Raw genomic sequence first — 26520 nt, 5'->3', positions numbered from 1 at the left:
CATTAACAGTGTTAATATTAACATTAAGATAACATTTAGGAAATATATTTGCAGAAATAATCACTGCAATGGCAATCAAACCCGTCAATTTCATCGCCTTAATATTCGTTTTGTTAACTATATATTCAATTAATGTTAAGGCACAAGATTCAAAAGTAGGCACCTGGGGCATAGTAACCGTAGTTTTGCCGGGCGATAGTTCCCACAAATGGGGTGGTTATACCGAGTTTCAAACCCGTACCAATAACGTATTCAGCCAGTTTCAATATTATGAGGTTAAGACTGGTGTGAGTTATGATATAGACAGAAACTTTACCGCGCTTTTAGGTACCGGCCGCTACACTACTTTTGATTATATGGATATTGGTAAAGGCCCTACAACTACCGAAACCCGTTTTTGGGAACAGATTACCAGCAACCAGTTCCTGTACCGCATAAAATTGGAACACCGCTACCGGGTAGAGCAGCGCTGGGTTAACGGCGATTACCGTAACCGTTTCCGCTATAGGCTTAACGTATTTGTGCCTTTAAACAGTACCAAAATTGAAGCCAAAACCTGGTTCATTTCTGTTTTCGACGAAGTATTCCTTAATAATAAGGTACCTAACTTTGAACGTAATCGGATATCGGCCGCAGTAGGTTATCAGTTTGATAAATCGTGGATCTTACAGGCTGGCTGGATCAACCAATATAATTATTCGGCTGCCGCTAAAAGCGATAAGGACAATATTATGCTCATCCTGATGTACCGCATCCAGCGTAAAAATGCCGTGCAGCGTGAGCACGTCCCTACTACGAGCGATTAATCACTATCGAGTGGGATGATTACGTTGATTTTATTTCTGGGATTACACTGATTCTTTTTCTGATTACACCGATTTTTTTTAAACTGAATTAAAAAACCTCCCCCTCGTTGCCGTGTCTCCACGGCAACCAAATTTCAAACCTTCCCCGGTTGTCGTGGAAACTCGGCAACCGGGGAAGCAAGGAAAGAAAAATCCTATAAATCATAAAAATCCACCCAAATCCCGGTTCAGACATCCGTTTTCATGAAAAAACCACTCATTCTATATTAATTTCATGTTAAATCGCATCATTAATTGCCTATAATCGTTACAAATACAAAATTTCAATTGCGTTTTCCTTATTTAGGCATTAACTTAGCCGCCGTTATTAATAGTATTCATTCAAACCACACTCTGACAATTCACTATGAGCATAATAATTGATGTGCATGCCCGCCAGATCTTAGATTCGCGCGGTAACCCTACTATTGAGGTAGAAGTTTTAACCGAGAACGGCGCATTTGGTCGCGCTGCTGTACCTTCAGGTGCATCAACCGGCGTTCACGAAGCTGTTGAGCTTCGCGATAACGACAAATCAAAATACATGGGCAAAGGCGTTTTAAAAGCCGTTGAAAATGTAAACGAAGTTTTGGCTCCTGAATTAAAAGGTATCGATGTGTTTGAACAAAATGCTATCGACGCTTTAATGATTGAAATTGACGGTACCGAAAACAAAGGTAAAATTGGTGCCAATGCTATTTTAGGTGTTTCTTTAGCTGTAGCTAAAGCTGCTGCTCAGGAAAGTCGCCAGCCTTTATACCGCTACATTGGTGGTGTAAATGCTAACACGCTGCCAATCCCGATGATGAACATCGTTAACGGTGGTTCACACTCTGATGCCCCTATCGCTTTCCAGGAATTTATGATCATGCCGGTTGGCGCTCCTTCATTCTCTGAGGCTTTACGTTGGGGTACCGAAGTATTCCACAACCTGAAAAAAATCCTTCACGACCGCGGTTTGTCAACTGCAGTAGGTGATGAAGGTGGTTTTGCTCCAACTTTTGAAGGCACTGAAGATGGTGTTGAAACCATTTTAAAAGCTATTGAAAAAGCAGGCTACAAAGCCGGCGAAGATATCTTCATCGCTTTTGACTGTGCTGCGTCTGAATTTTACAAAGACGGTAAATACGACTATACTAAATTTGAAGGCGAAAAAGGTGCTATCCGCACCAGCGCTGAGCAGGCTGATTACCTTGCCGAATTAGTAGCAAAATATCCTGTTATCTCTATCGAAGACGGTATGGCCGAAGACGATTGGGAAGGCTGGAAAATCTTAACCGACAAAATCGGTAAAAAAGTACAGTTAGTAGGTGACGATTTATTTGTAACCAACACTAAACGTTTACAAAGAGGTGTTAGCGAAGGTATTGCTAACTCAATCCTGGTAAAAGTAAACCAAATCGGTTCATTAACCGAAACTATCAACGCGGTTACTTTAGCTCAAACTAACGGTTTCACCTCAGTGATGAGCCACCGTTCGGGCGAAACTGAAGATTCAACCATTGCTGACCTTGCTGTTGCATTAAACTGCGGCCAGATCAAAACCGGTTCGGCTTCACGTTCAGACAGGATCGCTAAATACAACCAGTTGTTACGTATCGAAGAAGAATTAGGCTCTAACGCTAAATTCATCGGTAAAGATTTCAAATACTTTAAAAAGTAATTTTTGACGATATGAAAGGCCATCTGTGTAAAGCAGGTGGCCTTTTTTGTTTTAGCTAAAAAAGAGGGCCGTCACCCTGAGCCCGTCGAAGAGTCGCGCGCAGAGGCCTACCCACATGCTTCGAGTACCTACCCATGACACCCTGATAGATGTGCATTGTTATAGTTATCTATCTTAATCACCTATTTTTTCATACCTTTGCCTCCTGCAACTAAAGCCATATAATTAAACCAAGGCAACCACGTTATAATAACTTGTTAAAAATAAACTAATGAACAAAAAAGGGATTTTGAGGATATTGGGTATAGTGCTGGTATTAGTTTTAAGCATCGGGCTTGACAGGGTTACTAAAATTTACGTTAGGGAGCATATTCACATCACCGATAACATTTTTGTTATCAAAAACTTTTTCACCATTCTGCATGCCGAAAACACGGGAGCTTTTTTAAGTCTTGGCGATTCGCTGCAAAACCCATGGAAATTCATACTGCTATCGTTGCTGCCTTTACTGGCCCTTGCCTTTGGCGTTTTTTATGTCATGCTAAAACCGTCGATAGGTAAATTAACCACCACAGGCATCGTTTTGGTTATTGCCGGTGGTGCAGGTAATTTATACGACAGGATGCTATACGGCAGTGTAACAGACTTTATGCACATGAACTTCGGGATCTTTCAAACCGGCGTATTCAACGTGGCCGATGTATCTATTATGATAGGTATGGGCTTAATCCTGTTGGAATCATGGCAAAAAGATCGTAAGGCCAAAAAGGAACAAGGAACCCCTGATACCGAAACGCTGGCAGCCTAATCCGGTGCAGTTCTTGCTCTTAAAATTTTCTTAACAATAAAAAGAGTATCTTTGCAGCTAATTACCCGTTCGCTTACGGTTTTGAGCCCAGCAAACTCTTCAGATCCGCTTATGCTTTCGCGTTAGCACATTATATATTACAAACAATCAGAATGTCATTCGAAAATTTAAATTTAATTGAGCCCATCCTCAAGGCTTTAAAAACAGAGGGATATACCACACCTACTCCAATACAGGCACAAGCCATTCCTATCATATTACAACACCGCGACTTATTGGGCTGTGCCCAAACCGGTACAGGCAAAACAGCGGCCTTTGCTATCCCTACCCTGCAATTATTACACCAGGACAGGATAGCCCACAAAGAGCAAAAAACTATTAAGGCATTGGTTTTAACCCCAACCCGCGAGCTTGCCCTTCAAATTGGCGAAAGTTTTACCAATTATGGCAAACATACCGGCCTTAAAAACCTGGTTATATTTGGTGGTGTATCACAAAACCCGCAGGTTGATGCTTTGCGCCGCGGTGTTGATATTTTAGTGGCAACCCCGGGCCGTTTACTTGATTTAATGAACCAGCGTTATGTTCACCTGGAGCATGTTAAATTCCTGATACTGGATGAAGCCGACCGTATGTTAGATATGGGCTTTGTTAACGATGTTAAAAAGATCATAGCTAAAGTACCGGCAAAAAGGCAAACCCTGTTCTTTTCGGCCACTATGCCAAAAGAAATCCAGAGCCTGGCAGATAGTATCCTGAATAATCCCGAAAAGGTTGAAGTTACCCCGGTTTCATCAACTGCGGATACCATTCAGCAAGCAGTTTATTATGTGGATAAGGGAGATAAAAAATCGTTGCTGATCCATATCCTGAAAGATAAAAACATTAAAACCGTTTTGGTATTTACCCGTACCAAACACGGTGCAGATAAAGTGGTTAAAGACCTGAACCGTGTAGGTATCACTGCCGAAGCCATCCACGGTAATAAATCACAAAATGCAAGGCAGCGTGCTTTAACTAACTTTAAAAACCGCACAACCCGAGTATTAATAGCTACAGATATCGCGGCCCGTGGTATTGATATTGATGACCTTACCCATGTTATCAACTACGAGTTGCCAAACGTACCCGAAACTTATGTACACCGTATTGGCCGTACGGGCCGGGCTGGTGCCAATGGCATAGCATTTTCATTTTGCGATGCTGAAGAGCTGGAATTTTTGAAAGATATCCACAAGCTAATAGCCAAACAGATTCCGATTGAGGAAGGTCATCCATACCCGCTTAGTCCGGCAGCTATGGCAGCTAAAATAAACGAAGCGCCTAAAAAAGGTGGCTCGAGCGGCGGCCAGCGTGGCGGCGGTGGCGGCCGGGGCGGCAACCGCAGGTCAGGAGGTGGCGGCAATAACCGTCCGGGCGGTAACGGCCGCTCAGGCGGCAATAAAAGATCAGGCGGCAGCCGTTCAGAGGCTGGTCGCGGCGGGGCCAGCGGTATGAGTGGAGCTAAAAGAGGGTAATTCAATTGGTTCACTGGTTCATTAGTTCATTGGTAAAAGGTTAAAAATTTAAATTACAGTAAATGAATTCTGTAACGTCAGTTAAACAGCGAACACACCAATGAACTGGTGAACTAATGAACCAATAAACTAAATTTGTATCCGTCGAAAAAATTAAATAGCTTTAAATGAAAATTATCCAGCCGGTATCAATGAAACGCCTTATAGATCTTTTCAAGAACAAGTTTTTCCTGGTTACCATTGCTTTTGTGGTGTGGATGATATTTTTTGACAGGAACGATCTTTTTTCGCAATACCAATACCACCAGCAGGTTAAAAAACTAAGGCTTGAGCGCGATTTCTACAAAGCCCAAACCGACCAGGTGACCAAAGAGCTTAAAGAATTAACCACCAACCCACAGCAAATGGAAAAATTTGCCCGTGAAAAGTACCTCATGAAAAAAGCCAATGAGGATGTTTACGTGGTAATCCCGGAGACGAGGGAGAAGTAAAGTGTAGTAAAGCTGGGGTCCGTGCGATTCCCTCCACTGGAACCTACTGTGTACATATCTTTTTAACGTTATCATTAATAGAAAAGAATGTCATTTCGACGAATCAAGGGTGGGATTTGCGCCCCGGAGGCGAGGAGAAATCTTCTACGCCCTTTTACAGGTACAGTGTAGAGCTTGATGTAGAAGATTTCTCTTTCGCTACACCGCTCAAGCCCCCCAGCTCTATCGAAATGACATTGAGAAGAAATAAACAGTGGCTTGAAATCGCACATGCCCCGCTTTTTTTCTTTCTTTTCCTGCCTCTTACTTCTTGCGATCTTGACTCTACTACCTTACACTTCCCCTTCCCGCTTCCTCAAAAACCATTCTGCGGACAGTAGCAGCAGGATCAACCCAAACAGCCATTTCAGATCTATCAAATCGCTGTAATGCTTATCTTCATAAACCACCGTTTTGATATTCTCATTTTTGCGGATCAGGTCGGCAAGCTGGCTTAGCTGCGATGGTTTGATCATTTGCCCGCCGCTTTGTTTGGCCAGGGTATTAAGCAATGTATGATTAGCAGCGCTTTGGCGGGTTTCGAGGTTAAGCGGTTTTATGGTTAATTGCCCGATAGCTTTAAACTCCTGTTTGCCGTTTTGGGTTGATGCATTGTAGGTGTATTCGCCTATGGGGAGGGTACCCGCATCAAGTTGATAGCTTTGCCCGGTACGTGTAAACAGGAAGCTATAGTTTTTTCCGGCCGTGCTTTTCAGCTCTATCTTCACATCAGGGACGTTAATCAACTCAAGGGCTTCATTATATAACTCGGCATTAAGGATTACGTTTTCTCCTTCATCAAATACATTACGGGCCGGATAAACACGAAAACGCTGACGGTTTGCATTGGCAGTTAAATACTGCACCGTTTGGCTCAGCAGCTCATCGGTAGCGTTGCGGTTACCATAGTTTTGATATTCGGCCAGTTGCCAGCGCCACAGACCTTCACCGGTTAATACGGCGATACGCCGGCCGGCCTCATCGCCAAAGGCCAGTAAAGGATAGGTAGTAGCTACAGTCCCAATCTTTTGTTTCAATAAAACTGAAGCACCTGCAGCGGTTCCATAACTGCCGAACGGCGCTATTAATGGCGGAAAGGAGGTAATCTTTTTTCGCGCTGAGTCGGAGAGGGTGAAAGCCGTAAAATCATTGGTTGGCAGGGGCATCACTTCCTGCGTTTCAGCACGGCCTGCGCTTATGCGTACCGTGTTTTGCTCACTGTTAACGGCCTGCAGGTTACTTTGCGAACCAATGATATACCAAACCGGCGTTTTGCTCTTAGCAATAAAGCTTTTTACCGGCGGGTATTCGCCTGCCGAAAGCTGGTACAGAATCACCAGGCTATAATCTGCCGGTTTAATGCTTGCAGCATCAGCAAGTGAACTTGCCTTTACCTCAAAGTTTTTATTGGTTTCGATAGCCTGCTTAATCACCGTTAAATCGGGATGCGGACCGTTGTATAACAGCAGCACCTTTTGCCGGGCATCAAGCACTTCCACATAAATAGTTTCGGTATTGTTTTGGATGGATAGCTCGTTCTTAATAGGAGCAATGCTGATAGTATATTTTCTGATGCCTTTTTTAGCTGCGTTCAGCTTTATGGGGACGATCTTTTTAAAATCGTTTGCGGTTACCGAAATGCTTTGGGCGTACACCTGTTTACCATCTTCACTAACCGACAGGTTCATACTTTCGCCCTTGCTTTGGTAGGCCGTGGCAAGCACTTCTATCACAAAATCATTTCCTAAAAAGGCCGTTTTGTTATAGTTTACATTGCCGATAAGCAGATCGCGCTTAGCCGTAGTATCGCCAAGGGCTATGGTGTAAATACTGGTTTTGATATTCCTGGCCTCATATTGCGGATCATTACCCTGGTTATATAAACCGTCAGTTGCCAATATCAGCGCACCGATGTTTTGATTAGTGAACCTGTCGTTAAGCTGGTGCAACGCGCCTGCTATATCGGTTTGCTTACCGTTAAAGCTTTTTGAAAGACCGGAATGCAGGCCTTTATCAAAGTTAAACTCCTGCACATCATATTTGTCGCCAAGTTCCTGTTTTAGTTTAGCCATACCATCAACAAAAGCAGATGAATTAAAGCCTGCAGGTTTAAAAGTATTCACGGACGACGAATTATCCTGCGCTATAAGCACTAAAGGCTTTTGCGGTTCGTATTTCACCGTTTTTACCAGGGGAGATATGAGCAGCACCGTTATAAAAAACACGGTTACCGCCCGGATAGCGGCAAGCACATAGCGTAAGTTTTTACTTAGGTCAACCGGCTTGCGGTACATGAGCCAGGCATATGCTAAACCAAGCAATAAGCCGGCAGGCAACCACCATCCCGAAACAGAACCCCATGTAAGTGAAAACATTTGTAGCTATAGTATCATCAGGGCGCAGATCATCCGGCCCAATAAACATTACCTGCAAAATGCGAAATTATTGTGAAAGGAGGGGAATAAGTTTTAAACCTCACCCAACCCTCTCCAAAGGAGAGGGCTTAAAAGCTTTTTCAAGTCTCCCCTTTTGGGGAGATTTAGAGGGGGTGCATTCTTACAACATACCACCATCAACAGGGATAACCTGTCCGGTGATGTAAGCGGCCATATCCGACGCAAGGAATACACAGGCATTAGCTACGTCCTCAGTTTCACCCGCGCGTTTAAGCGGAATACCTGCCGCCCAGCCTTCAACAACTTTAGGGTCGAGCACTTCGGTCATTTCGGTGCGGATAAAGCCCGGGGCAACCACGTTGGTACGGATGTTACGTGAGCCCAGTTCTTTAGCTACTGATTTAGAGAAACCAATGATACCTGCTTTTGAGGCAGCATAGTTGGCCTGGCCGGCATTGCCCTGCACACCAACAACCGAGCTCATGTTAATGAATACACCTTTACGGTTTTTCATCATGATTTTTGAGGCAGCCTTGGTAACATTAAATATCGATTTCAGGTTTACGTCAAGCACTTCATCCCAGTTTTCTTCGGTCATGCGCATCAGCAAACCGTCTTTAGTGATACCGGCATTGTTGACAACAATATCAAGCGTACCGAAATCAGCAACAATATCAGTAATCAGTTTATCAGCCTCGTCAAATTTGGAAGCATCAGAACGGTAACCTTTTACTTTAGTGCCAAAACTTTGCAGCTCCTGCTCAAGGGCCTGGCCTTTTTCAACAGACGACAAATAAGTGAAAGCTACATTAGCGCCATGCTCGGCAAATTTTTCGGCAATCTTGCGGCCTATTCCTTTTGACGCGCCGGTAACCAACGCGGTTTTTCCTTCTAATAATTTCATAATTACAGTATATGATTTCAGGGCGGTGAAGTTAGCAGTTTTTTGTTTCTGTTCATAGTTGATGGTTGTTCATAGTTAATAGATCATGGTTCATGGTTTAGCTTCTTTCATTTTTTATCACGACCTGTAAGCAGTTGCTATGATCTATGAACCATCAACTATGAACAACCATCAACCATGAACCAAAAAAACTTATTTCAAATACTCCGCTGGTATCGGGTTATCCTTGCGCTCACCGTCATAAAACCATGCCAGGATCCAGAAACGGGTGCCATCGTTAAATAGTTCAATACTGTTGATGCCGCGTTCGGTTACCGGCCCATCGGCTGTATTACGCGATTCGTAGGTGCTCCATACGTGGTAAATACTGCCAAATTTTTCAACGCAGCGGGCGATCTCCCGCTCATCAAAACCATTTTTTGACAATGATGGGTCGGCCAGTTTGTGGTATTCCTTCAGCGTCATATAACTAAACTGCTGTTTGCCTTGCTTATCGGTATAGCCTGCACCAACATGAGCATTGGCAATATGCAGCAGGCTGTCGCGCTCATAGCTTACCTTTTCGCCTTTCTTAACCGAGACCACATCGTAATAAGCTTTCATGATGCCATCAAGCGTGCTTACATTATCTCCGTATTTGGTAATAACCTGCGACTGTGCGGGGAAAGTGATGACAATGGTAATTATGGCGATGAGCAGCGGCAGAATATTCTTTTTCATGGTGATCGGAGTTTATTAACAGTCAGATTTTGATTGAATTAACGAAAAATATCCGGGATAATATAGGCCAGAATAACTGAAAGTTTTAAAATAAAAATGTCATTTCGACAGAGCGGTAGAGTTCAGTGCGTCGGGGCGAAAGAGAAATCTTATACGCCTAAACCAGCTTTAAGCATGGCGTAGAAGATTTCTCCTCGCAGCCACCGCTTATGTCCTTTATGCTCGTCGAAATGACATTCTTCTATAAGAAGTTTAATTTAAAAAGTAGTATTTAGCGACACTCCATAGGTCCGCGGGTTGCCTAAGTGTGTCGCGCCGAAATCATAGGCATAATCAATGTATTTTTTGTCGGCGATATTGCTTTCCCAAAAGAACAGCCCAAACCTTTTGGTGCTTACACCTACCCTCGCGTTGAACTTGTTGTAACCTTTTTGCTCAATCTGGTTTGCCAGGTCGAAATATTGATCGCCAAGATAGCGCCACTCGCCGCGGGCAATCAGTTTAGTTTTCAGCAGCCCGCCCAGATCATAGCCATATTGCAGGGCCAGCATGCTGGTGATGTTAGGCGTATAAATTTGCTTGTTGCCTTTTAAATTCACTTCTTCACCATTGCTGCCAACTACTAAAGTAGTATAACGGGCGTGGGTGTAACCAAAATTGTAATCAAACTCCAGGCCTTTAATTGGGGTGGCGTTAATTTCGGCCTCGATACCTTTGCTGCTTAACTTGCCTGCGTTTTTGGTAATGGTAATAGCATCAGGCAATACCAGTGTTGGTACCTGGGCATCGGTAACACGGGTGTAAAACGCGGTTACGTTTACACGGACCCGGTTATCTAAAAAGTCGTTTTTTGATCCTACTTCAAAATTATTACTGTACTCGGGCTTGAAGGAGTAAAGCGGCGGAGACGAAGGATCAGAACCCAACTCGGTAATGCCTCCCGCGCGGAAACCGCGGCTGTAAGTAGCAAACAGGTTATTATGTGCTGATACATGATAAGCCAGGCTAACCTTAGGCGTAAATGCTTTATAGTGCGCCGTTGATGAAGTATCCGAGCGGGTAACAACCGACTCGCCGCCCTTTGGCTGGAACTCGCCCATTACGTTTTCCTTTTTATGCTCGTAGTCATAACGCAAACCAGCTGTGATATCAAACTGCTCATTCACGGTATAAGTAGCCTGTCCGTAAACAGCTATGCCATAGTTTCGGTCGGTATTAGTATTGATGCTGGTAAAATCAGTCATCGGCGAGCCAACAGCGCCGGCATCGTCACCAAAGTAAGTACCCTGCCTGTTTGGCGCATAGTGATAAAAGCCATAAGTACCGGCTGCCCATTTCAATTTTGAGGTTGATGATGCCGGCGATGTAAACCTGAACTCTTGGATAGTGGTTTTTACCTTGTTCCATTTGCCGCCATAATTATTTATGATAGATACTGCGTCGATAGGGGAAAAATCGCCATCGATAGGTGTGGTATAATAGCGGTTGTTTACCTGGTAGGATGTTTGCGAAGTGAAATTAAAATCATTGCCACTGTAGTTGGCCGTTAATGATGACTGAAAAGTATTATCAACCATTTTAGTCGTAGCGTTCTGGTTAACCTCAAAAGGATGGCTTAAAGCATCATCAGGCGAACCTGCCAAGGTGAACGCGCCGTTGTTGCGGTTGTTGTAATTTTTTACATTCAGCGTAAAGGCCAGTTTGGAGGTAGCCAAAAACTTCAGGTAGTAGTTACCCAAAAAGTAGTGCTGTTTATCAAAATGGGTATTATTAAAGGTATTGGTATAAAAACCATTAAAACCTGAATATATACCTGCTACGCCTAAATACAATTTATCTTTCACCAGAGGGGCTTTGATGCCAAGGGTATAACGTTGCTGATTGTAATTACCCACATCAACACCGGCAAAACCGCTCAGGGTATTTGATGGCTGCTTGGTGATCACATTGATAACACCGCCGGTAGCATTACGGCCATAAAGCGTTCCCTGCGGGCCACGAAGCACTTCTATCCTATCCACATCCAGTAATTGCGGAATGTAAGTATCCAGCCCGTATTGGTTTACACCATCAACGTAAGTAGCCACAGCCGGATCATATGATGTGGTAACAATTCCGCGGATGCCGGTAACGGTACGGCCATCGCCGGGAGCACCTGAGTTTAAGTTAGGTACAATGGCAGTAAGGTCCTTTAAATCCCAAAGCCTGTAATCCTGGATTTGTTTGGCCGAGAGCGTTGAAATACTGAATGGTACACGTTGGGCCTGTTCTTCTGTTTTTTGCGCCGATACTGTAACCTCATCCAACTGGTTGCTGGCATCATTCAACTGGATTGTTATTGGGCGACTGGTACCGATCATAATTACCGGGATGTTTTTACCCGCATAACCAATAGCGCTGATATGCAGGGTATATTTCCCGGCAGTTATGCTTTTTAAAATAAATTTTCCGCTTCTGTCGGCACTGGTTTGGTAGTTGGTATTGAGCAAATACACCGTAGCGCCCGCGATAGGCTGGTTCTTGCTATCGGTAACGGTGCCCGAAAAGTCGCCCCTGGTTTGGCTCCGGGCCGAAAATGCAATAACAACAAATAATAAAGTAAATAATTTATGCATAAAACAGGTATAAATGTGTACAGATCACACATTGTAATCGATTGTCAATATTAGCAAATGACAAACAATTAACAGTTACGGACACATAAATATTACTTAATTATGTAAAAAATATATTGTTTAATTATAGTTACGTTGTCAGGGCCTGCGCGCGGTTATTCAAGTGTAAAATCACGTCTCAACCGCGACTTCTAAAACGGTTGATCATATTATGCCCGGGATAGTTCATCGGGCTTAACTCATGAAAAACATCAAATCATATAAATCAAAAAAGGCCGCATCACAATTTGTGATACAGCCTCTCATATTTTCAAAGCAAAAACCTTTCAGCTTTCGCCTTTATGCTTTAACCTTAAAAAGATTAATAACGGTAATATTCCGGTTTAAACGGACCTTCAACCGTTACGCCGATGTACTCAGCCTGGTCCTGGTCAAGTACTTCCAGCTCAACACCGATTTTTGCAAGGTGCAGGCGGGCTACTTTTTCGTCCAGGTGTTTTGGCAGGGTGTAAACTTTGTTTTCATAGGCGGCACCATTTGTCCAAAGCTCTAACTGAGCTAAGGTTTGGTTGGTGAATGAGTTACTCATTACAAAGCTTGGGTGACCGGTAGCGCAACCTAAGTTAACCAAACGGCCTTCGGCTAACACAATAACGTCTTTACCTTCAATGGTATATTTATCAACCTGTGGTTTAATTTCCACTTTGGTATTGCCATAAACACCGTTTAACCAGGCCATGTCAATCTCGTTATCAAAGTGACCGATGTTACAAACGATTGCTTTATCTTTCAACGCGCGGAAGTGCTGCTCGCGAACAATGTTCTTGTTGCCTGTAGCAGTAACCACGATATCAGCTTCAGTGATAGCAGTGCTTAGTTTTTTAACTTCAAAACCTTCCATTGCAGCCTGTAAAGCACAGATCGGGTCGATCTCGGTAACAATAACACGTACGCCGGAATTGCGTAAAGAATCGGCCGAACCTTTACCAACATCGCCATAACCGCAAACAACGGCCACTTTACCGGCCATCATCACGTCGGTAGCGCGACGGATAGCGTCAACCAATGATTCGCGGCAACCGTATTTGTTATCAAATTTTGATTTGGTAACCGAATCGTTAACGTTAATAGCAGGCATTGGCAGGGTTCCTGCTTTCATGCGCTCATATAAACGGTGTACGCCGGTGGTAGTTTCTTCTGATAAGCCTTTGATAGCAGCAACCAGCTCAGGGTATTTATCCAATACCATGTTGGTTAAATCACCTCCATCATCAAGGATCATGTTAAGCGGCTGGCGGTCTTCGCCAAAAAATAAAGTTTGTTCAATGCACCAGTCAAATTCTTCGGCATTCATGCCTTTCCAGGCGTAAACAGAAATGCCGGCGGCAGCAATAGCAGCAGCAGCATGATCCTGCGTTGAGAATATATTACATGACGACCAGGTAACTTCGGCACCAAGGGCAATCAGGGTTTCAATTAAAACAGCGGTTTGGATGGTCATGTGCAAACAACCGGCAATCCTTGCGCCTTTAAGTGGCTGGCTTGGGCCGTACTCTTTACGTAAAGCCATTAAGCCGGGCATCTCAGCCTCAGCCAGTTCAATTTCCTTCCGGCCCCACTCTGCCAGCGACAGCTCTTTTACTTTGTATTTAACGAATGCAGTTTCTACTGATGACATATCGATTTTATTTTGAGAGTGCAAAGTTAACTGATATCCTTGTGAAAATGAAATGTTTGGTTTTCATTGACAAGAACGGGCAATTGTGCTATTTAGCAGCAAGAACTTAAAAAAGCTATCTATGCCTGTAACTGCTTTTGCACCTCTCCCTGCTGCATGGTCAGGTTACCATTATAAACCCCGCCATTTTCAACGGCCAGGTTCTGTGTTTTGATGTCGCCGGTTATGCGGCCTGTAGCTTTTATTTCAAGCGAGGAGGTATTAATATCGCCCCTTACCGTGCCATAAACAAAGATCTCTTTGGTACTTATATTTCCCTTAACCTCTCCCTTTTCGCCAAGGATCAGGCCCTCATCAACCATTACATCGCCGTTAACAAGTCCGTCGATCCGTGCAAAAGCCGGGGCTTTCAGGTTACCTTCTAATACACTGCCTTCGCTAATGAGGGTCGAGATTGCCTGTAAATCAAGCGCAACTTTATCTTTTTTAGAAAAAATAGCCATGTCTTTAAAGTCTTAACTTCTAAGTCCGAAGTCGATAGTTCTAAATCTGCATCATAATAATCCATGGTCAACTTCCGACTCAGGACTTAAGACTTCCGACTTAACAAACTTCCTACTTAGAACTTATTTATTCAGGGTTAAAAAATTTACCGGGTTAACCGGCTTCCCATTTTTACGTACTTCATAATGCAGGTGTGCACCCGTTGAGTGCCCGGTTGAACCTACCTTGCCTATGTTATCACCAACGGTAACCTGCTGCCCTACCTTCACTTCAATTTTTGAAAGATGTCCGTACAAGGTCTCCAGGTTGTTAATATGCTGAATCCTGACACATTTACCATATCCACCGGCCCATCCAGCAAAAACAACTTTGCCGCTGGCCGTACATTTTACAGCATCGCCCCGGTTACCTTTAAAATCAATACCAGGGTGAAACTCGGCATGCTCCGAATCAAAAGGATCGCTCCTGTAACCAAAAAATGAAGTAAACGAGCTGATCCTCGGATAGCCCATCGGGGTAAACGCAATAGTGCTTGTTAAACGCTTGAGGTAATCGTCATACAGGCTGTAAGCTTCAGTATCGGGTAGTTTTACCCCTTCCCTGTTGCCATCGCCCCCGGTACCTTTTACAGCGAAACCTTTAAGGCCGCGCCTTTTTAAATACTCATTTATAGTTTTAAGTTTAACCTCGATAGATTGAATGTACGACTGGGCAGTACCCTGCGTATTTACCTCTGCTTTAACAACCGGCATGGTGCCTTTAAGTTTAGCTATCTGCGCCTGTAACTGCTGGTTTTCTGCCTCCTGTACAGCGCTTTTATTATGCAGGTAAAACACCAAACCACCAAGTACGGCAACAATAGCAGCTATGCTCCACGCGTAGTGTTTAAGCCTGTTAAGATGCTTGGTTTTTATTTGTAATGATTTTGTATGCTGTTGATTTTTGTTGATGATAACAACAGTGCTAATATCAGGTGTTTTAAGTTTCATCAAATTCAAAATAATTAGGGATATGCAAGTTAAAAATTACTGTTAATAAAACAATATTAAATGTATGTAAACAGGCTATCAATGAAATAGCCTCCTACGTTAATCGTCAACCAATTGTTATTATTGAGTTTTTATAAACGTAAACCAAGTATCATTTCTTATTTTTGTAACACTGATTTTATTGTAAAGCAAAAAAAAATGATGTATCCAGAATATTTAGTAGCCCCGATGCGGGAAGATCTGACCAGGGTTGGTTTTGAAGAATTAAAAGATGCCGATGCTGTAAAAAACGCTATTGAAAGCGAAGGTACAGTATTTGTAATGGTTAACTCGGTATGTGGCTGTGCTGCGGCAAACGCACGCCCGGCTGCTAAAATTGCCGCCGCAAACGGCAAACATCCAGATAAACTGGTAACCGTTTTTGCAGGCATGGAAAAAGAAGCTGTTGATACCGCGCGTAACTATATGCTGCCTTACCCGCCATCGTCACCTGCCATGGCGCTGTTTAAAGATGGCAAGCTGGTGCATATAATTGAGCGCTACCAGATAGAAGGCCGCCCGGCACAAATGATTGCCGATAACCTGATTGACGCGTTTGAACAATACTGCTAATTGAGCTGAAGGCCGAAGGCTTAAAGCAGAAAGCTAAAAAACATAAAAGAGCTGAGGGAAAATCCTTCAGCTCTTTTGTTTTGTTATTCAAAATCCGAAATCAAATCGATGTCGTTCTGCTTTATTTATCGTCGTCGTTTTCGTCCTCATCCTCTTCATCATCGTCAAAATCATCGAAGCTGCCCATGTCTTCGTCATCCTCGCTAAATTCGCCAAAAAAGCGGTCTTCATCAAACATCAGTTCTTCCATCTTTTCCTGTTCGGGCGTACTGGTGTCAAAGCGGATGGCCCAATTGTCGGGGATATCATAGCTTTTATCAAATCCCCTGATCCATTCTACAAAAACCAGGCGAAACTCCTCTACCTTTTCCCTCATCAACTGTACATAGTCCTCTTCATTAATTTTCACCATTGATGCAAAAGATACGGCATTAAACATATCCTGTACCGCAAGTTTAATGAGCACAGCATTTTGCATCCGCAGCGAATACAGGCTACCACCTTCGGCACCGGCAATTTTTGCCTGGATCAGAGCGGCATTACTGCACATCTGTATGGCCAGATGTTCTTTCATGCTGTCTTCCTTTAATGATTCGGCAATTACATCCGCCAGGTCAAATAATTCCTGCGATTTTTGGTATACCGGGAGCTTTTCAAACTTTTCGAGTCTACGGGCCATGAGGTAAATTTACTACTTATAACATAAGTAGCCTCATATATAGTATTAAAGGCTTGTTAAAAAAACTATCTTTGCCGCATGAACATCCTGATTCTTGGTTCGGGCGGAAGGGAAAGTGCCTTCGCCTGGAAAGTAGCCCAAAGCGCTCATTGCGAAAAACTTTTTATTGCTCCCGGCAATGCCGGCACTACACAATACGGTACAAACGTAAACATTAAAGTTACCGACTTTGAAGGCATTAAAGCACTTGTTTTAAAAGAGGATATCAACCTGGTATTGGTTGGCCCCGAAGAGCCACTGGTAAAAGGCGTTCATGATTTTTTCCTGGCCGATGAACAATTGAAAAACATCCCGGTTGTTGGCCCGCAGCAGGAAGGCGCTCAACTGGAAGGCAGCAAAGATTTTTCCAAGCAGTTTATGGAGAGACATAACATCCCTACCGCTGCTTACAGAACGTTCACCAAAGATACCTTGCAGGATGGCCTAACCTATTTAGCTACTGCCGGTTTACCGGTGGTATTGAAAGCCGACGGACTTGCAGCCGGCAAAGGCGTACTGATCTGCCTTACTTTAGAGGAAGCACAAACCGAACTTACTGCGATGCTGGCCGATGCCAAATTTGGCGAAGCAAGCTCACGCGTGGTTGTTGAACAATTTTTAACAGGCATTGAACTATCGGTTTTTGTGATGACCGATGGCAACAGCTATAAAATTTTACCCGAGGCTAAAGATTATAAACGTATTGGCGAAGGTGATACCGGATTAAATACCGGAGGCATGGGCTCTATCTCTCCCGTTCCGTTTGCCGACGCTGCCTATATGAAAAAGGTAGAGGAGCGCGTGATCATCCCTACCATTGAAGGTTTGAAGAAAGATGGCATCCCTTATAAAGGCTTCATTTTTATTGGCCTGATGAACAGCAATGGTGAACCCTGGGTTATTGAATACAACTGCCGTATGGGCGACCCAGAAACCGAGAGCGTAATGCGCCGTATCGATTCGGACTTTGTTGATTTGCTGTTAGGTGTTGCCGAAGGGAACCTGAACGAAAAAGAGATCATCATCAGCCCTAAAACAGCTGCCACCGTAGTAATGGTTGCAGGTGGTTATCCCGGCGAATACCTGAAAAACAAGGTGATCACAGGTACCGAAAACGTGCGCGACTCGATCGTTTTCCACGCGGGTACCGCTATGGATGGCAATGATGTAATAACTACCGGCGGCCGTGTATTAGCTATTACCACTGTACAGGATAATATGTTCAGCGCCCTGCAACAGGCGACTGCCGATGCAAGCCGGATTTATTATGATGGCATGTACTTTAGGAAAGATATTGGCTTTGACCTTCTTTAAGAGGTCATTGGGGCATTAGTCATTGAGTTATTTTTGCCTTACTTCTCGTTCCCTCAGGGTCCTCTGCGAGAGACCCTGAGGGGGCAAAAGTTTCTGAACCGTGATTTTTAGGATTTAAGGATTTACCGGATAAATGGTGGGTAATCTAAAAGAACGTCCCCTGAAATCCCTCTGGGAGAGATTTCAGGGGACGTTAAAAATCCTTGAATCCGACAAATCAGTTTAATCCCGGTTCAGACAATTAATCCTGCACCGCATCTATCCAGTTACCATCACCTTTGATGATATTGATTAGCTCATCAAGCGCATTGGCCGAACTGATGTTTTTCTTCACAGCTTCTTTACCGCGATAAAGGGTAATTTTATCAGTACCAGAGCCTACGTAACCATAATCGGCATCAGCCATTTCACCGGGACCATTTACAATACAGCCCATGATGCCAATCTTTAACCCTTTAAGGTGACTGGTACGACTGCGGATCATTTGGGTAGTAACCATCAGATCGAACAGGGTACGCCCACAGCTTGGGCAGGAGATATATTCCGTTTTAGAAATCCTTGACCGGGTAGCCTGTAAAATACCAAAAGCAGTAGAAGTAATTACACTGGTAGGTAATTCAGGTGCATCTATCCAGATACCATCGCCAAAACCGTCAACTAATAAAGCGCCAAGATCAGTAGAGGCGTAGAGTTGGAGAAGAGTTTGTCCATGGTCCATGGTCCATGGACTATGGGCTTCCGCACTTTCGGACTCAAACAAATAGCTTCTCTTTACAATCACCGGTACATCCAAACCCAGTTCTTCCATTTTGAAGAAGAAAGAACGCTGTTCGGCCATGCCATGTAGCGCATCTGTTTCCAGTACCAATACCAGCGATTTATCCAGTTGAATTGAGCCGAAATCTTCCGAATCAATATCAGCGGGTTTTAAATGTACCAGGTTCAGTTTTGATGAGCGGTCAACATCCCCGATGTATTCCTGCAATGTGAATACGGGGTGACAGTTGGTTTTATCGGCCAGTTTAAGCCATGTGTTATAATTATATAACTGCTTTAAATTGCCCGGTAAAGTAAATGAAGGTAATTCATTAGCCAGGTAAACAAAATCAACCGATTGCTCGGCCATGTTGTATTTATCCAGCAGCGGCGAATACAAGTATCCCGCTTCATTCAGCACAGCCGGATCTTTCAGGTTCTTTTTAGATAAATCAACAACAACCCTCGGCACTAAATGCCCACCGATAAATGCGTTAGCCTCGTAGGTTTCGCGTTTTTTGTATTCGTAGGGGCTATGTTTTGAAGGTGAAAGGTCAAAGGTTAAAGGCGAAAGGTTTTTTTCTTCCGCAGCTACCTTTTGCCTTTCGCCTTTCGCCTTTTCCCTCATAGTGTAACGGCGAACCAGTTCAATAGCGACAGGTGCTTCAGCTTCGGGCTCTTCGGTAAGGGATACGCGTACGGTATCACCAAGGCCGTCTTCCAACAAGGTACCAATGCCCACGGCAGATTTTATGCGACCGTCTTCGCCATCTCCGGCTTCGGTTACGCCTAAGTGCAGCGGGTAATTCATACCCTCGGCAACCATGGTTTCAACCAACAAACGGTAGGCCTGTACCATTACCTGTGGATTGCTCGATTTCATGGAGATCACGAGGTTATAAAAATTGAGCTGCTCGCACATCCGCATAAATTCCATGGCCGATTCAACCATGCCCTGCGGGGTATCACCGTAGCGGCTCATGATCCTATCGCTCAGCGAACCATGATTGGTGCCGATACGCATAGCGGTACCATACTCTTTGCAAACTTTTACAAGCGGCGTAAATTTCTGAAAGATGCGTTCCAGTTCCCCCTGATACTCCAGGTCGGTGTAATCTATCTGATCAAATTTCTTTTTATCGGCATAGTTTCCGGGGTTTACACGCACTTTTTCAACTATACGGGCAGCTACTTCAGCGGCATTAGGGGTAAAGTGAATATCGGCAACCAGCGGCACGGTATAACCACGCGCACGGAGCTGCTTCTTAATTTCGGCCAGGTTTTGGGCCTCTTTAATGCTGGGCGCTGTGATACGCACATACTCGCAACCCGCATCAACCATGCGGATAGATTGCTCAACCGTACCAATGGTATCCATGGTATCGGTAGTGGTCATGCTTTGGATCCGAATTGGATTATTCCCGCCCATAGGCACGTCGCCAATATTAACCTCGCGGGTAATAAAGCGTGAATATTCGGTTAACGAGTTACAATAACGGCCGGGCAGTACTTTAACAGCATCAGTATTCATCAATGATGGAAATTAATATGATGCAAATTTAGTGAATATGTTGGGATTAGGCTATCTGCGCGTGAATGATAAATTATTGTGACATCAACCCGTCATCAAATGAGAAATTATATACTTTCGCTAAAGAAAACCTTTATCTCTTCACATGAGAAACTATATTTCACTTGCCATACTTTGTTTGATTTTTTCGTGCAAGAGCAATACCAAACAATCGTATAAAGACAGCTCTTCGATAGCCGCTAACACCGAAAACTCTGATTTACTCATTAAAAAATTCACGCCGCTACTACAAGGCACCTGGGTAAACAAAATCTATATTGATAAAGTGGCAAAAACAAAATCGCCATTGGCTGCGGTGAACGAAGCCGAAGGTATGTCATCTTTTAGCATCAACACCTCAGAGATGAAAGGAGATAGTATTATTGTACCTGTTGGCTGGGATAATCACGACGGAAGCAACCTTACATTATCATTTAAAAGTGGTAAACGGCCATCTTCATTAATATTTGGAGCGGGCGAACTCAGTGTCGCTGTGAATCATGGTGATACTATTGTCAATGTTTATTATCCTTATGATAAAGGCCAGGTAAAAGCCACTCAATTTATCAGGGCAAACTCCAAAAAGACAATGCAAGTTGCAGAAGGGATGTGCCGCTTAATCAATAAAGCACTTATTGCCGGATCCTATAACTTACAAAATACCAAGGCAAATTCAGTAGTAATGTTTGGTATCGATGGAAAAGTAAAAGGATTTGAAAACTTTAAAAATTATGTGATTAACATCGATCTTAATTCAGACGTAATGGACAATCTTGATGAGATCCGGTTTGATGATGATGCCCGACATCACAAATCATATTCTTTTAAGTTTGATGCTGATACGCTGAAGCTTTATGATACCCAACCAAATGCAGATTCATCATTGTTAATTTTGGATAAGTTAAGGTATAAATTGGTGCGTAATAGATAGAATTATCTACAATATTCACTAAATTTGATAAGTGGCAACTCAATTCATCACCAATCAAAAAGGCAAAAAAACTGCTGTAATCATTCCTATAAGTGAATATGAGGATTTACTACATCAGCACTATGTTAATTTGGAATTGACTGATGAGTATAAAAAATGATAGACGGAATGCTGGATGAGGAAACAAAAGGCAAAGCCAAATATGTTTCTTTTGATCATATTAAAACGTATTAATAATGGCCTTTTAAAGCATATATCTTTATCAGGTCATCACTCACGGCATAAATAATCCTATGTTCTTTATTTATTCGTCTCGACCATTTCCCCGATAGTTGATGTTTCAACGTTTCTGGTTTTCCTACTCCTTGAAATTGTGTCTCTCGAATGGATAGCAATAATTCCTGAATTTTTTTCTGAACGGCAGTATTACCGCTCTTTTGCCATTCGCTCAAATGAGTTATGGCTTCAGGAGTAAAAACTATTTCCATAAATTGTCGATATCGACTTTAACTCCTTTTCCGGCTTTTAAATCTTCATCTCCCTTAAGAACCATTGCAACAAACTCAGGATCGTAATCAGATTTTTCTTCTTCAAAGGAAATCTTAAATGCTTTCATGAAAGTTTTCAGAGCATTTAATTGTTCTTTGTTTTGTGGATGTACAATCAATGATTCCATATTCAAATTTAAACATTAAACGTTAATGTTCAAAGCGTGTCTACACCAACCTATCCTTAATCACCAAAGTCCCCGCTATCATATCATGTAAACACTGCTGTTGTTTATTAAAAAAAGCCATCAGGTAGCCGATAAAAAAGGTTAATACCGAAAATATTTTGGCCAGGTTACGGCCGATAGCTTTGCTAACAGTGATCCGGTTGCCATCCTTATCAACTACTTTTATCTTAAGCATTTGCTTACCATAGGTTGCCTGCTTAACAGAGCTTTCCATCACCACGTGATAAATAAATTTACCAATGGGAGTAAAAGCAACGATACCAATAGAGGTGTATATACGCGCCTGTTTATCTGTAATAAACAGGAACACCGCCATTGCTGCCAGTAAAACAAATATGCCAAACACTATAAACCAATCCAGTGCCGAGGCCAGCCAGCGCTGGTCAAAACTGCCGTAGTATTGCATCAGTAATTTAGGCCGGGCGAAGCCAAATAGCTCCCGTAGCTCGGCTATTTCCTGGGCTTCCTTGTAATCCACCATATCCTCGGTTTTAACAAAATCACCGGGTTTAATGCCTCGGCTTTTTAGCTCGGGAATAGTAAAAGGGCCTTCCGGCTTACCGTTGATGACTAATATGTAGGGTTGGGACATGGAATGGTCGATTACATAACCATGTCATTGCGAGGAGGCACGACGAAGCAATCGCATACTATACAGGGCGGGACCTGCCTCCGTGCGATTGCCACGCTACGCTCGCAATGACATGTTTTTTATTGTTTTTTATCCCTCTAAGATAAATATTCCTTCCACCAATCAGAATTAAAGACACCTTTTACTTCGGTTGGCTCACCGGGTTTGGGTACAAATAAATCGATGTGTTTTTGGTTTGCCATAGCGGTTAGCCATTCAATAGGCTCATACCAGGCATGCGGGGCCAGGTTAAACGTACCGTAATGGATGGGCATCATCAGTTTGCCTTTCAGATCGAGATGGGCATTTGAAGCATTATCAGGCCCCATATGAATATCCGGCCAGAATTTACCATAAGCTCCTATCTCCAGCATAGTCAAATCAAACGGACCAAAAGCCTCTCCTATCGCCTTAAATTCGGGCGAGTAACCCGAATCGGCACCAAAATAAATATTATGCTGCGGACCTTTAATTACGAACGACGACCACAGTGTTTCGTTCCGCCCAACAATGCCCCTGCCCGAAAAATGGCGTGAGGGCGTTGCCGTAAGTACAATTCCGTTACCGATCATGGCGCTATCGCCCCAATCCATTTCTGTGATAAAGTTGGCAGCCATTCCCCAGCGGGTTAAATATTGTGCTACTCCTATCGAACAGAAAAAAGGGATGTTCTTATCCGCAAAAAACTTAATGGTAGCCTTATCCAGATGGTCGTAATGATCGTGCGATTGGATCACGGCATCCAGCGGGGGCAGGTCTTCCAAAGCTATGGGCGGCTGAAAAAACCGCTTCGGACCAAATGATTGCGAAAACGAAACCCGTTCGCTCCAAACCGGGTCGGTAAGGATGCGTTTGCCATCAATCTCAATCAGGATACTGGAATGACCAACCCAGGTAATGCGCAAACCCGATGCGGGCGGAGTACTGTAAACCGATAGATCTGTTTTAAAAGGGCCTAAAGTGTTCTTAGGCGTATTTTCGGCCTTGTTGTTCATGTACTCCCTTAAAATGGGAATCATTTTACCAAAGCCGGCCTCATCAGTAGGTATGGTATTGAGATATTTTCGTCCTCTTTTTCGCGATGCGGGTAAACTCATAACAGCAATTATAGTACTTATATCAGGTATGATATAACTAACGCAAAAAAGTTACGATTGGTTGAAGTGGCTCAACCTTTATTTACTTAAGAATGATATTGCCGTATCACAAAACTCAACAAGCGGGGCCGGCAAAGCATCTCCTGTAAAAGGATGTTCGCCACCAAAAGTATGATCTGCCCCTTTTTGCACTATGTATTGAGCAGCAGGATTAGCTTCATACAATTGCTGTGAGTGGCTTGCAGGTACGGTAGGGTCGGCATCACCATGAACAATGAGCCAAGGTTGCGTTAATAAGCTTGCCTGCCTGATGATATCCAGCCTGAGCGGGTGACTATCCAGATCATCAAGCAGGGTTGATTTAACAGGCATTTGCTGCCCGGTACGTTTATTTTCAAAGTAAAAAACGCTTTGCAAACGCCATTGCTGTTCTATTTGTTTTGGCCACAGGTTCCGAAAACCGGATATGGAAGCCATAGTTACCAGCTTTTTAATCCGGCTATCTTCGGCAGTTTTGATAATACTTACGCCGCCGCCCATGCTGTGCCCAATGAGGTATACACCATTAGCCATAGGCATGCTTGCCCCGCTACAGGCAAAATCAATAATGGTATCCAAATCTTCCAGTTCAATAGAGACTGTATTATCAGCAAAGGCCGTCAGATCGGCAAAATCCAAGGGATTGGCGGGCGTTGTGCCATTATGCGAAAAGTTAAATTTCAGGAAACGAAAACCCTTTTCGGCAAAATACCGGGCTAACAGATCATGCGTGCCCCAATCTTTAAACCCTTTAAAACCATGGGCAAAAATTACCAGTGGCGTATTTTTAAAAACATCGTCGTAGGTAACATCGATAAGCATTGGCCGCCCTTTAGCGCCGGGAAGGGTAAAATTATCTTTCCTGATCATGGCGGCTAATTTAGTATTAAAGGCCGAAAATGTTATTGAAATAAATCACTGCAACTGAGCCGAAGCCTTATTTTCCCTTCAGGCTTTCCGCAGATTTTATTTAAACCTGAAAAGCAAAATCATCGAAACAGTTATATTAAATTTGAATATATTAGATTGAAGTCGACATGCGCTATACCGAATATCGTCCTAATGGCATACTAAAAGATTTCATACAATGTTATTTTGTGTGCGAAACAGATATTCCTGTTAGGACGGATGATAAGGTGTTTGCAACAGGCGCTATCGAGATCTTATTCAACCTGGGAGCGGATGGCCCTCAACAAATAAAAAATGGAGACCTGGTAACCAGCCCCGACATTCAATTGTGGGGACAAACTATACAGCCATTTACTTTTACCTCTTACGGTAGGCACTGTATGTTTGGGATCCGCTTTTTCACCCATACCGCTGCCTGCTTTTTTAATGAGCAGATAGAAGAATTTAATGACCGGGTCATTGATTTCACAGAGCTGGGGGGAAAGGAAGCTGCTTTGTTACATTTGAGATTAATGGAGGCCAAAACGCCGGACCGGAGAATAGATTTAGTTGAAGAATTTCTGATGAAAAGGTTGTTAGCATCAGGGCCTAAATTCAGCAAGCTAAAGCTGGTCAACAATATCATGTTTGACTTAAGAAAAGAGGATTTTCTGGAGAATATCAATACAGTGGCAGCTAAATACGGTCTTTCCTCCCGGTACCTTCAGAAAATATTTTTAAACTATTCCGGGCTGAGCCCGAACTTGTACACTAAAATAGCACGGTTTCAAAAAAGCCTTTACCGGGTTGCCGAAAACAAACTATCGCTCACCTCCATCGCTTATGAGTGCGGGTACTTTGATCAATCGCACTTTATAAAGGATTTTAAATTCTTTACCGGGTCGCCCCCTTCCCGGTTTTCGCCCGAAAGTTCAACCGATTTTTCTGCCGCGCTCAATAATTAAGCTGTTCCGATTTTTACAATTTTGGTCCATTTTAAGGATATAGTTTCGCTTTAGTTATTCATTCAATATTTAAAGGATCATGAAACAAAAAACCTTAACTGCAGCAATTATATGCCTGTGTCTTTTCTTAACGTACAAAAGCAGCATCGCCCAGGCAAATAATCCCGGCTTACAGCAGATCAAAAGCTCAATTCAAAAAATAAATACACTTTATTATGAGCTGTTTGCAAAAAGTGACGCCTCAATCATAAACCTGTATACTGATGATGCCATATTATTGGCGCCAAATATGCCGCCTATCAATGGCAAAAAGGCACTGAAAAAGGATTTCGAGGATACCTTTATTGCAGGAAAAGTGAAAGGGGTTAAATTCGAAACGGACAATATCTATGGCGATGGTAAAGCTTACATTACCGAAGAAGGCACCTGGCAGGTTTTTGACCAAAGCGGCAAAGTGATTGATGATGGAAAGTATTTAAAGTTGTGGAAGCTCACGAAAGCCGGCTGGAAAATATTCAGGGATTCATTTAACAGCAACCACAAAATTTAAAACAAGCGGCACCATCATAAATAACGTTGATAAGCATTGGCCTCTCTTTGGTGCAGGAAAGAGTGAAAATATCTTTCCTCATCATATTAAAATACTATCTCAGTTTCGATAATATCCGAGCGTTTTACAACAAGGGCTCCTGCAAAAAGGTCACCTATCCGTTGATGCTTCTCTGTTTTTATGATACAAATTATCGCGGGTAATCCATAAAAAAGAATATCAACGCAATCACATATCCTGCGTTTAAAAGCATCCCCTAAGGTCAATTTGTTGCCGTCTGTTGTGATTACTTTCAATTTACATAGATCATGCCCGGGCGTAGCGCCATTAAAGGATTCAACAACAACAAAATATAGAAACCACATAATAAATATCGGTAAAGCCAATATACCATCTACCCCGGAAACATCAGGTGCGGGATTTTGATCAAATACGGTTACGTAGGTATAGAAAAAAGCGAAATAAATTCCGTAATCTATTAATGTGGCTATGATACGGAGTTTAATATACGGTTTAGGTTTAATATCAACGATTTTCATTACAA

General features: G+C 43.1%; 25 protein-coding genes. 10 read left to right on the top strand and 15 right to left on the bottom strand.

Features of this window, described 5'->3' with window-relative positions; translation table 11 throughout:
- Positions 1–68 precede the first annotated feature (68 nt).
- The 5 genes from J3L18_RS30735 (at position 69) to J3L18_RS30715 (ending at position 5324) form a co-directional block, all read left to right on the top strand.
- Positions 69–806, top strand: a complete 738-nt coding sequence (locus J3L18_RS30735; protein WP_129569105.1) for a DUF2490 domain-containing protein — start codon at positions 69–71, stop codon at positions 804–806.
- A gap of 406 nt (positions 807–1212) precedes the next feature.
- Positions 1213–2508 carry a phosphopyruvate hydratase gene (gene eno, locus J3L18_RS30730; RefSeq protein WP_129569106.1) on the top strand — a complete coding sequence of 432 codons (1296 nt, stop codon included), beginning with the start codon at positions 1213–1215 and terminating at the stop codon, positions 2506–2508.
- A gap of 271 nt (positions 2509–2779) precedes the next feature.
- Entirely contained in the window at positions 2780–3316 is a 537-nt protein-coding gene (gene lspA / locus J3L18_RS30725; protein WP_129569107.1) for a signal peptidase II, read from the top strand.
- A 152-nt stretch (positions 3317–3468) separates the two neighbouring features.
- A complete protein-coding gene (locus tag J3L18_RS30720; protein ID WP_129569108.1) occupies positions 3469–4833 on the top strand; it encodes a DEAD/DEAH box helicase in 1365 nt (454 codons plus the stop codon).
- A gap of 167 nt (positions 4834–5000) precedes the next feature.
- Positions 5001–5324, top strand: coding sequence for an FtsB family cell division protein (locus J3L18_RS30715; RefSeq protein ID WP_223266154.1), 324 nt, complete (start codon positions 5001–5003; stop codon positions 5322–5324).
- A 332-nt stretch (positions 5325–5656) separates the two neighbouring features.
- Here the strand turns inward: J3L18_RS30715 and J3L18_RS30710 are convergent, their stop codons facing one another.
- The 7 genes from J3L18_RS30710 to J3L18_RS30680 all read right to left on the bottom strand — a co-directional run bounded on the left by J3L18_RS30710 (position 5657) and on the right by J3L18_RS30680 (position 15169).
- A complete protein-coding gene (locus J3L18_RS30710; protein ID WP_129569109.1) occupies positions 5657–7738 on the bottom strand; it encodes a vWA domain-containing protein in 2082 nt (693 codons plus the stop codon).
- 181 nt (positions 7739–7919) lie between these two features.
- On the bottom strand, positions 7920–8663 hold the full coding sequence (fabG, locus tag J3L18_RS30705; RefSeq protein ID WP_090529006.1) for a 3-oxoacyl-[acyl-carrier-protein] reductase: 744 nt from the start codon (positions 8661–8663) through the stop codon (positions 7920–7922).
- Between the two features lie 192 nt (positions 8664–8855).
- A complete protein-coding gene (locus J3L18_RS30700) occupies positions 8856–9383 on the bottom strand; it encodes a hypothetical protein (RefSeq protein WP_129569110.1) in 528 nt (175 codons plus the stop codon).
- 257 nt (positions 9384–9640) lie between these two features.
- A complete protein-coding gene (locus J3L18_RS30695; RefSeq protein WP_129569111.1) occupies positions 9641–11998 on the bottom strand; it encodes a TonB-dependent receptor in 2358 nt (785 codons plus the stop codon).
- A gap of 361 nt (positions 11999–12359) precedes the next feature.
- Positions 12360–13676, bottom strand: coding sequence for an adenosylhomocysteinase (gene ahcY, locus J3L18_RS30690; RefSeq protein WP_129569112.1), 1317 nt, complete (start codon positions 13674–13676; stop codon positions 12360–12362).
- Positions 13677–13795: 119 nt separating this feature from the next.
- A complete protein-coding gene (locus J3L18_RS30685; RefSeq protein WP_091165603.1) occupies positions 13796–14179 on the bottom strand; it encodes a bactofilin family protein in 384 nt (127 codons plus the stop codon).
- A 123-nt stretch (positions 14180–14302) separates the two neighbouring features.
- Positions 14303–15169 (bottom strand): M23 family metallopeptidase, encoded by an 867-nt coding sequence (locus J3L18_RS30680; RefSeq protein WP_129569113.1) that lies wholly within the window; start codon positions 15167–15169, stop codon positions 14303–14305.
- A gap of 201 nt (positions 15170–15370) precedes the next feature.
- Here J3L18_RS30680 and J3L18_RS30675 point away from each other — a divergent pair, with 201 nt between their 5' ends.
- Positions 15371–15781: a BrxA/BrxB family bacilliredoxin gene (locus J3L18_RS30675; RefSeq protein WP_112657918.1), complete on the top strand. Its 411-nt coding sequence runs from the start codon at positions 15371–15373 to the stop codon at positions 15779–15781.
- Positions 15782–15902: 121 nt separating this feature from the next.
- Here the strand turns inward: J3L18_RS30675 and J3L18_RS30670 are convergent, their stop codons facing one another.
- Positions 15903–16460: a hypothetical protein gene (locus tag J3L18_RS30670; protein WP_129569114.1), complete on the bottom strand. Its 558-nt coding sequence runs from the start codon at positions 16458–16460 to the stop codon at positions 15903–15905.
- Positions 16461–16538: 78 nt separating this feature from the next.
- Between J3L18_RS30670 and purD the strand changes: the two genes are divergently transcribed.
- Positions 16539–17813: a phosphoribosylamine--glycine ligase gene (gene purD, locus J3L18_RS30665; RefSeq protein ID WP_129569115.1), complete on the top strand. Its 1275-nt coding sequence runs from the start codon at positions 16539–16541 to the stop codon at positions 17811–17813.
- A 241-nt stretch (positions 17814–18054) separates the two neighbouring features.
- Here purD and ispG read toward each other — a convergent pair whose 3' ends face one another.
- The gene (gene ispG / locus J3L18_RS30660) at positions 18055–20100 is read right to left on the bottom strand and encodes a (E)-4-hydroxy-3-methylbut-2-enyl-diphosphate synthase (protein WP_129569116.1); all 2046 of its coding nucleotides are present in this window, start codon (positions 20098–20100) and stop codon (positions 18055–18057) included.
- Between the two features lie 145 nt (positions 20101–20245).
- Between ispG and J3L18_RS30655 the strand changes: the two genes are divergently transcribed.
- Positions 20246–21070 carry a hypothetical protein gene (locus J3L18_RS30655; protein WP_129569117.1) on the top strand — a complete coding sequence of 275 codons (825 nt, stop codon included), beginning with the start codon at positions 20246–20248 and terminating at the stop codon, positions 21068–21070.
- 230 nt (positions 21071–21300) lie between these two features.
- Here the strand turns inward: J3L18_RS30655 and J3L18_RS30650 are convergent, their stop codons facing one another.
- The 5 genes from J3L18_RS30650 to J3L18_RS30630 form a co-directional block, all read right to left on the bottom strand.
- Complete coding sequence (locus J3L18_RS30650; RefSeq protein ID WP_129569118.1) at positions 21301–21558, bottom strand: Txe/YoeB family addiction module toxin; 258 nt, start codon at positions 21556–21558, stop codon at positions 21301–21303.
- Positions 21549–21746: a DUF2683 family protein gene (locus J3L18_RS30645; protein WP_129569119.1), complete on the bottom strand. Its 198-nt coding sequence runs from the start codon at positions 21744–21746 to the stop codon at positions 21549–21551. Before J3L18_RS30645 ends, J3L18_RS30650 begins: the two co-directional genes overlap by 10 nt.
- Positions 21747–21786: 40 nt before the next feature.
- Positions 21787–22398 (bottom strand): RDD family protein, encoded by a 612-nt coding sequence (locus J3L18_RS30640; protein WP_129569120.1) that lies wholly within the window; start codon positions 22396–22398, stop codon positions 21787–21789.
- Between the two features lie 137 nt (positions 22399–22535).
- Positions 22536–23534, bottom strand: coding sequence for an MBL fold metallo-hydrolase (locus J3L18_RS30635; RefSeq protein WP_129569121.1), 999 nt, complete (start codon positions 23532–23534; stop codon positions 22536–22538).
- Between the two features lie 78 nt (positions 23535–23612).
- Positions 23613–24443: an alpha/beta hydrolase family protein gene (locus tag J3L18_RS30630; protein WP_129569122.1), complete on the bottom strand. Its 831-nt coding sequence runs from the start codon at positions 24441–24443 to the stop codon at positions 23613–23615.
- Positions 24444–24610: 167 nt separating this feature from the next.
- On the opposite strand from J3L18_RS30630, the gene J3L18_RS30625 reads away from it, so the two are divergent.
- Positions 24611–25426 carry a helix-turn-helix transcriptional regulator gene (locus J3L18_RS30625; RefSeq protein ID WP_129569123.1) on the top strand — a complete coding sequence of 272 codons (816 nt, stop codon included), beginning with the start codon at positions 24611–24613 and terminating at the stop codon, positions 25424–25426.
- Positions 25427–25505: 79 nt separating this feature from the next.
- On the top strand, positions 25506–25976 hold the full coding sequence (locus J3L18_RS30620; RefSeq protein WP_129569124.1) for a YybH family protein: 471 nt from the start codon (positions 25506–25508) through the stop codon (positions 25974–25976).
- 86 nt (positions 25977–26062) lie between these two features.
- On the opposite strand, the gene J3L18_RS30615 is transcribed toward J3L18_RS30620, so the two are convergent.
- Positions 26063–26515: an RDD family protein gene (locus J3L18_RS30615; RefSeq protein ID WP_129569125.1), complete on the bottom strand. Its 453-nt coding sequence runs from the start codon at positions 26513–26515 to the stop codon at positions 26063–26065.
- Between the last annotated feature and the right edge of the window lie 5 nt (positions 26516–26520).

It is taken from the genome of Mucilaginibacter gossypii (genome assembly GCF_017569325.2).
Lineage (GTDB): Bacteria > Bacteroidota > Bacteroidia > Sphingobacteriales > Sphingobacteriaceae > Mucilaginibacter > Mucilaginibacter gossypii.
Note: the sequence above shows the minus strand (reverse complement) of the source record. Positions and strands in the feature narration are given on the sequence as shown.